This window comes from uncultured Frigoribacterium sp. (genome assembly GCF_963515265.1).
Lineage (GTDB): Bacteria > Actinomycetota > Actinomycetes > Actinomycetales > Microbacteriaceae > Frigoribacterium.
In genome coordinates this window covers 1-7,278 of the sequence record NZ_CAUPYL010000136.1, presented here as the reverse complement: position 1 = coordinate 7,278, position 7,278 = coordinate 1, and the positions used below count along the sequence as shown (strand labels likewise).

The following is a 7,278-nucleotide window of genomic DNA, read 5'->3' as shown; positions in this document are numbered from 1 at the left end:
GGCGTGGCGGGCACCGGGGTGGACGCGGGGACGGGGGCTGCTGCGGACGCGGGCGTCGAGCCCGAGGCGGGTGCGCCTCCGGCGGTGCCCTCGGCGACGGCGCGGCCTGCCTCGCGGGCACGTTCGCGCTCGCGGATCTGACGCCGGGTCAGCGGCTGCTCGTCGGACGTGCTCATGCGTTGCTCCGATACAGGTGGTGCTTGGAGATGTACTGGACGACCCCGTCGGGGACCAGGTACCACACCGGGAAGCCGCGGCCCACCCGAGCGCGGCAGTCGGTCGACGAGATGGCGAGGGCGGGGACTTCGAGCAAGCTTACGTCGCTCTCCGGGAGACCGCCGACGCTGAGGTCGTGGCCCGGTCGGGTCACGGCGACGAAGTGCGCGAGGTCCCAGAGCTCTCTGACGTCTTTCCAGTCGAGGATCTGCGCGACGGCGTCGGCCCCGGTGATGAAGAAGAGCTCGGAGTCGGGACGCTGGGCCCGGATGTCGCGGAGGGTGTCGATCGTGTAGGTGGGGCCGTCACGGTCGATGTCGACCCGGCTGACGGTGAACATCGGGTTGGAGGCGGTGGCGACGACCGTCATCAGGTAGCGGTGCTCGCTGTCGCTGACGCCCGACTTCATGTAGGGCTGGCCCGTGGGGACGAACAGGACCTCGTCGAGGTGGAACGACTGTGCGACCTCGCTCGCCGCGACGAGGTGACCGTGGTGGATCGGGTCGAACGTGCCGCCCATGATGCCCACGCGGGGTCGACGACCGGTGACGAACGCCCCGGGGGTGCTCGTCGCAGGCGTCGTGCCGACCATTCTGCGGTGCCGCCGGGTCAGTGCTGCTCGGGGTGCCCGAACTCGTCGATGGGCCCGTCGTGGTGCGCCTGCGTCGACGCCTTGCGGGGAGAGCGGTTCGCGACGTCGCGGTAGCTCCACACGACGAAGCCGAGGAACAGGAAGAACAGGCCGAAGGTGGCGGCGATGACGACGGGGGGCGCGATCAGCGGCGCGAGGTCTTCGTGGGCTGCGGCCAGGAGGGCGACGTCGAGCATGGGTTCTCCGTTCCGAGGGGCGATCCCCGACAGTCTAGCCGCGCGGCCGGGCCTGGCCGCGCACCTGGCCCTGCCCTCGAACGACCCACTTCGTGCTGGTGAGCTCCGGCAGCCCCATGGGCCCCCGGGCGTGCAGCTTCTGCGTCGAGATGCCGACCTCGGCGCCGAAGCCGAACTCGCCCCCGTCGGTGAACCGGGTCGAGGCGTTGACCATGACGACCGCGCTGTCCACCTCGTGCAGGAACCGCTCGGCGACCGCGTGGTCGTTCGTCAGGATCGACTCGGTGTGGTGCGTCGACCAGCGCGCGATGTGCGCCATCGCCTCGTCGACGTCGTCCACGACGCGCACGGCCAGGTCGAGGCTCATGTACTCGGCGGCCCAGTCGGCGTCCGTCGCCGGGACCGCGTCGGGGAACGTCCGCACGACGCGCTCGTCGCCGTGCACCGTGACGCCGGAGGCGCGGAGGGCGCCCAGCACCGGCGGCAGCAGGCGGTCGGCCGCCTCCGCGTGCACGAGCAGGGTCTCGAGCGCGTTGCAGACGCTCGGCCGGCTGACCTTCGCGTCGACGACGACGTCGACGGCCATCTCCTCGTCGGCGGACGCGTCGAGGAAGACGTGCACCACGCCCGCGCCGGTCTCGATCACGGGGACGGTCGACTCTCGCACGACGGTCTCGATCAGCTCGGCGCTGCCGCGCGGCACGAGCACGTCGACCAGCCCGCGCGCCCGCATGAGCTCGGCGGCCCCGGCCCGGCCGTGCTCGTCGACCGTGACGACCGCGTCGGCGGGCAGTCCCGAGGCGACCAGCGCCTCCTGCACGACGTCGACGAGCACCTGGTTCGTCTCGCGTGCCGCGCTGCCGCCCCGCAGCACCGCCGCGTTGCCGCTCTTGAGCGCGAGCGCGGCGATGTCGACCGTCACGTTCGGGCGGGCCTCGTAGATGACGCCGACGACGCCGAACGGCACCCGCACCTGGTCGAGCCGCAGGCCGTTGGGCAGGACCCGGCCGCGGATGCTCTCGCCGACCGGGTCGACGAGGCCGGCGACGAGCCCCACGGCGTCGGCCAGCGCCTCAAGCCGGGCGGCGTCGAGGCGGAGGCGGTCGCGCAGGGCCTCGCCGACGCCCTCGTCGAGCGCCCGTGCCAGGTCGAGCTCGTTCGCGGCCACGATGCGCGGGCCCTCGGCGACCAGGGCGGCGGCGACGGCGTGCAGCGCGGCGTCCTTCTCGGCGGCGGTGAGGGTCGCGAGACGGACGGAGGCCGCCTTCGCGGCACGCAGGGTCTCGGTGAACGACGGGGCGACGACGGACGACATCCCAGGAGCCTACGGCGACGGGCTCCGCCGGGGCATCGGGGGCAGCGTCAGCGGCGGGGCGCCGCCGAGAAGAAGGTGCCCACCGACGCACCGGACAGGGCCGCGGCGACGTTCGCCGCCGAGGTGACGAGCACGGGCGTGCCGGCCGCGGCCGCGTAGCGCGCGGCGGCCACCTTCGTGCCCGCTCCCCCGGTGCCGACGCCTGCAGCGCCCGCGTCGCCGAAGGTCACCCCGGCAAGGTCGTCGCCCTGGGGCACGTCGTCGATGCGCACGGCGCCCGGCTCGTGCGGCGGGCGGGTGTAGAGCGCGTCGACGTCGCTGAGCAGCACCAGGACGTCCGCGCCGATCAGCTCGGAGACGAGGGCGGCGAGGCGGTCGTTGTCGCCGAAGCGGATCTCCTGCGTGGCGACGGTGTCGTTCTCGTTGACGATGGGCAGGATGCCGAGCTCGAGGAGGCGCCCCATCGCCCGCTGCGCGTTGCTGCGCGGCGTCGGGTCGGCCATGTCGCCGGCCGTGAGCAGCACCTGTCCCGCGACGATGTCGTGCCGACGGAGGCTCTGCTGGTACCGGTAGATGAGCACGTTCTGGCCGACCGCCGCGGCCGCCTGCTGCGTCGCGAGGTCGGTCGGCCGCGAGTCGAGCCGCAGGTGCGGCAACCCGGTCGCGATCGCGCCCGACGAGACGAGCACCACCTCGGCCCCGCGGGCGTGGGCACCGGCGAGGGCGTCGACGAGCGGCTCGATCTGGTGCGCGGCGGCGCCGCTGATCGACGACGACCCCACCTTGACGACGATGCGCCGGGCGCGGGCGATGCCGCCCCGGGCGGTGACGACCGGGTCGCCGCCGGCGTGCGGCAGGGCCTCGACGAGGCCGTCGGTGCTCATTCCTGCTCGTCGCCCTCCTTGACGAGGAAGCCCTCGTCGTCGGTCCAGAGGCCCGCAGCACGTTCACGCTGGAGCTCGGCCCGGGCCTCGGCCTTGGCGTCCATGCGCTCGAAGTAGTCCTCGCGGCGCTGGTTGCGGGTCGGGCGGTCGTTCTTGATCAGGCGCGGGTCCGTGCCGCGGGCCGAGGTCATCAGCTCGGCGGTGGAGGTCAGCGTCGGCTCCCAGTCGAAGACGATGCCGCCCTCGGGGCCGATGACGACGGTCGAGCCGGCCTGCGCACCTGCCTTGAACAGGGCGTCCTCGATGCCGATGGCGTTGAGCCGGTCGGCGAGGTAGCCCACCGCCTCCTCGTTGTTGAACTGGGTCTGCACGACCCAGCGCTCGGGCTTCTGGCCGAGGATGCGGTAGACGTTGCCGTACGTGCCGCCCTCGACCTTGATGACGAACGGCTTCTCGTTGACCGCGCGGGGGCGCATGACCAGACGAGGAGGCGCGGGCCGGGCGGCGATCTCGGCGCGGCTCTGCTCGACGACCTCGGCGAGGGCGAAGGAGAGGTTGCGGAGGCCCTCGTGGCTGACGGCCGAGATCTCGAAGACGCGGTAGCCGCGGGCCTCGAGCTCGGGCGTGACGAAGTCGGCCAGTTCGCGGCCGTCGGGGACGTCGACCTTGTTGAGCGCGATCAGCTGGGGGCGCTCGAGCAGGGGCGTCTGCCCCTCGGGGACCGGGTACGCCTCGAGCTCGCGGCGGATGATCTCGAGGTCGGTCAGCGGATCGCGGCCGGGCTCGAGCGTGGCGCAGTCGAGCACGTGCAGCAGGGCCGAGCAGCGCTCGACGTGGCGGAGGAACTCGAGCCCGAGGCCCTTGCCCTCGCTCGCGCCCTCGATCAGGCCGGGCACGTCGGCGACCGTGTAGCGGGTCTCGCCCGACTCGACGACGCCGAGGTTCGGGTGCAGGGTCGTGAAGGGGTAGTCGGCGATCTTCGGCTTGGCGGCCGAGAGCGCGGCGACGAGGCTCGACTTGCCGGCCGACGGGTAGCCGACGAGCGCGACGTCGGCGACGACCTTGAGCTCGAGCAGCACGTCGCCCTGCCAGCCGGGCGTGCCCAGCAGCGCGAAGCCGGGGGCCTTGCGCTTGGTCGACGAGAGCGCGGCGTTGCCGAGCCCGCCGATGCCGGCCTCGGCGATGACGTAGCGCATGCCGTGCTCGGTCATGTCGACCAGCTCGTCGCCGTCGACGGTCTTGACGACCGTGCCGAGCGGGACGGCCAGCTCGAGTTCTTGCCCCTGGGTGCCGCTGCGGTGGTCGCCCATGCCGGGGCCGCCGTTGTCGCTCGAGCGGTGCGGCGCGCGGTGGAACCCGAGCAGCGTGGTGACGCCGGCGTCGGCGACGAGCACGATGTCGCCGCCGTTGCCGCCGTTGCCCCCGTCGGGGCCGGCGAGGGGCTTGAACTTCTCGCGCTTGACGGAGACGCAGCCGTTGCCCCCGTTGCCTGCTCGCAGGTGGAGGGTCACGTGGTCGACGAATGTGGCCATGTATCGGTCTCTTCTAGCTCTGGTGCCGGCGCGCGCTGCCCCGGGTCTGTCGCGCACGGGCGACCGGTGTCGGGCCGTGCGGTGGTGCCTCGCCGTCGGCGGACGGAGGCGACGATGGTGTCCCGACAGGCCCTGTGGCCTCGCGGGCTCCCGCGGAGCCGGGCACACCTGGGCCGGGTGAGCACCAACCTGTGATGGTACAGGGCCGGTCGGAGGCGGTCAACGCGACGGCCGCACGACTAGCATCGGTGCGTGACCATCCTGATCGACGAGCCGATCTGGCCCGCCCACGACACCGTCTGGGCCCACCTGGTCAGCGACGCGTCGTACGACGAGCTGCACGCCTTCGCCGCCGCCCAGGACATCCCCCGCCGGGGCTTCGACCACGACCACTACGACGTGCCGGAGTCGCGCTGGCACGACCTCGTCGCGGCCGGGGCGCAGCCGGTCACCGGGCTCGACCTCGCACGACGGCTCGAGCGCAGCGGCCTGCGCGTCTCGCAGCGGGTCAAGCGGGGGCTCTGACCTCAGCCGCGCCTCCTGCGCCCTGTCGCGCTGCGGCTCCCGTGACGCGCCTCCTGCTCACCAAGCCGCAGCGTGGCCCGTGAAGCTCGCGACGACGGCACCGGTCTCGACGTCGACGACCGTCGTGGTCGTCCCCTGCGGCACCGGGTCGATCGTGTAGCTGTAGTCGGTGGTGTCGTCGGCCGAGGCGGTCTCGACGGCCAGGTACTGCCCGTTCGGCGAGACGGAGAAGCCCTCGATCTGCGACGACTCGCCCGCGGGGCGGAACAGCACCCGCGCCTCCTCCTCGTCGTCGAACACGATCAGGTTCGTGAAGCTGGCCCCGCCGTCGGCCGGCACGGCCACCTGCTGCACGTACTCGGTCGCGGCGACGGCGACGAGGTCGCCCCGGTAGGGCGTGCCGCCCTCGACGGCCGAGAACGGGATCGGCGTCTGCTCCCCCGTCGCCAGGTCGACGCGGAACGCCTGGAGCGCCGTCGCCGCCACGATGCCGCGGCCGTCGAGCGAGACGCCCTGCAGGGCCACGAAGGTGCCGAGGGGACGAGGAGGCGCGGTGCCGGCCAGGTCGTAGACGGCCACCTGCTCGTCGCCCGACTGGGCGACGAGGCTCGCCTGGCCCGGGACGACCGCCCAGTCGAGCGCCGACACGGGCTGGCCGGAGAGCGACAGGACGGGGGCGACGGCGCGCTGGCCCTGGAGCGGCAGCGTGTACAGGAGCTCCTGCTCGGAGCCCTGGGGCCGCCAGGAGAACGCCAGGGTGGTCGTCGCGGCGTCCGCGCCCAGCTTCGTGATCAGCCCGGTGCCCTCGGGCAGCGGCAGGGTCTCGGCGGCGACGCCGTCGTCCGAGACGAGGCTCAGGGTCGACTGCTCGCCGTCGTCGGTCACGACGGCGACGGCCGTGTCGAAGGCCTGGAAGGCCTGGATGCGGGGGGCCGACCAGACCGCGGTCCGGTCGCCGCCTCCCAGCAGGGAGGCCCGTTCGAGGACGTCGTCGGCACCCTCGGCGCCGTGGACGACGCGCCAGGTCACGGCCGGGTCCGTGCTGAAGGTCGTGCGGAGCGTCGCGTCGCGCTCCTGGTAGACGCTCGAGACGCCCTGCACCGTGACGGTGTAGTCGGTGCCGTAGCGGAGCCGGTCGGCGAACTCGACCGCGACGACGTCGCCCGACGTCTGCACCCGGAAGTCGGCGGCGGGCGAGATGGTCACTTGCTCGGGGTCGACGTGCGCCACGGGCTGGTTGGCGAACAGGCGGAGCTGCTGGCCCGACCGGTCGACGACGGCCGTCGTGTCGACCTGGACGTCGGCCAGCTTGGGCCCCTGCAGGTGCGTGAGGACCCCGAACACCGTGCAGACGAGCGCGAGCACGACGACGAGCGCGACGAAGCGACGCCGCTGCCGGGCGTGCCGGTCCGCCTCGTCGAGATCCCCGTCGGCCGCCCAGAGATCAGTAGAGGTAGGGGTCACTCGGCTGGCCGACCTTCTCGAGCTCGTCGGGCACCAGGGCGATCGGGTCGCTCGAGGTGCGGCTCGGGTTCGTCTGGAAGCCGCCGGAGACGTCGAGCCACTCGTCGGCCGACACCTGGCTGCGCCAGTCGACGAGGTGCACCGGCACGCCCACCGGCTGCGCGTCCACGGCGCAGCAGGTGACGACGAAGCGCGACACGTAGAACACGTCGGGGTCGTCGCCGGCCGGGACGACGAAGCCGACCACGTCGGCGGTCTTGCCCTCGAAGAACGACAGGTCGCTGGTCTGCCGCAGCAGCCCCGCCCAGTCGAGCACCGAGAACGCCGCGTAGGCGTCGGCGTCGGCGGAGGCGGCGTCCTCGACGCTCGTGCCGGCGAGGGAGGCGGTGGACGAGTTCACGTCGCGCTGGCCGGCCGTCGCGCTCGTCAGCGTCGCGGGCGGGAGGACGACGAGCGACACGGCGACGGCGGTGGTGACGAGCGCGCCCCCGGCGACGGCGGCCGTGCGGGCGGC

8 protein-coding genes are annotated in these 7,278 nt (G+C 73.3%); 1 reads left to right on the top strand and 7 read right to left on the bottom strand.

Going from position 1 to position 7,278, the window contains the following annotated elements; all coding sequences use genetic code 11:
- Positions 1 to 172: 172 nt before the first annotated feature.
- The 5 genes from nadD to obgE are packed head-to-tail and all read right to left on the bottom strand — an operon-like array spanning position 173 to position 4,775.
- On the bottom strand, positions 173 to 808 hold the full coding sequence (gene nadD / locus RWM17_RS10595) for a nicotinate-nucleotide adenylyltransferase (RefSeq protein ID WP_123548624.1): 636 nt from the start codon (positions 806 to 808) through the stop codon (positions 173 to 175).
- A 17-nt stretch (positions 809 to 825) separates the two neighbouring features.
- The gene (locus tag RWM17_RS10590) at positions 826 to 1,044 is read right to left on the bottom strand and encodes a hypothetical protein (RefSeq protein ID WP_314103474.1); all 219 of its coding nucleotides are present in this window, start codon (positions 1,042 to 1,044) and stop codon (positions 826 to 828) included.
- 34 nt (positions 1,045 to 1,078) lie between these two features.
- Positions 1,079 to 2,359: a glutamate-5-semialdehyde dehydrogenase gene (locus RWM17_RS10585; protein WP_314103471.1), complete on the bottom strand. Its 1,281-nt coding sequence runs from the start codon at positions 2,357 to 2,359 to the stop codon at positions 1,079 to 1,081.
- A gap of 47 nt (positions 2,360 to 2,406) precedes the next feature.
- Positions 2,407 to 3,243, bottom strand: coding sequence for a glutamate 5-kinase (proB, locus tag RWM17_RS10580; RefSeq protein ID WP_314103468.1), 837 nt, complete (start codon positions 3,241 to 3,243; stop codon positions 2,407 to 2,409).
- Positions 3,240 to 4,775: a GTPase ObgE gene (gene obgE / locus RWM17_RS10575; protein ID WP_314103467.1), complete on the bottom strand. Its 1,536-nt coding sequence runs from the start codon at positions 4,773 to 4,775 to the stop codon at positions 3,240 to 3,242. The genes proB and obgE overlap by 4 nt, the downstream gene beginning before the upstream one ends.
- A 252-nt stretch (positions 4,776 to 5,027) precedes the next feature.
- Here obgE and RWM17_RS10570 point away from each other — a divergent pair, with 252 nt between their 5' ends.
- The gene (locus RWM17_RS10570; RefSeq protein ID WP_146904546.1) at positions 5,028 to 5,300 is read left to right on the top strand and encodes a DUF4031 domain-containing protein; all 273 of its coding nucleotides are present in this window, start codon (positions 5,028 to 5,030) and stop codon (positions 5,298 to 5,300) included.
- A 57-nt stretch (positions 5,301 to 5,357) separates the two neighbouring features.
- On the opposite strand, the gene RWM17_RS10565 is transcribed toward RWM17_RS10570, so the two are convergent.
- Entirely contained in the window at positions 5,358 to 6,764 is a 1,407-nt protein-coding gene (locus RWM17_RS10565; RefSeq protein WP_314103465.1) for a hypothetical protein, read from the bottom strand.
- Positions 6,745 to 7,278: TIGR03943 family putative permease subunit (locus RWM17_RS10560; RefSeq protein ID WP_314103462.1), on the bottom strand; the 534-nt coding region annotated here is incomplete at its 5' end. The genes RWM17_RS10560 and RWM17_RS10565, both read right to left, overlap by 20 nt.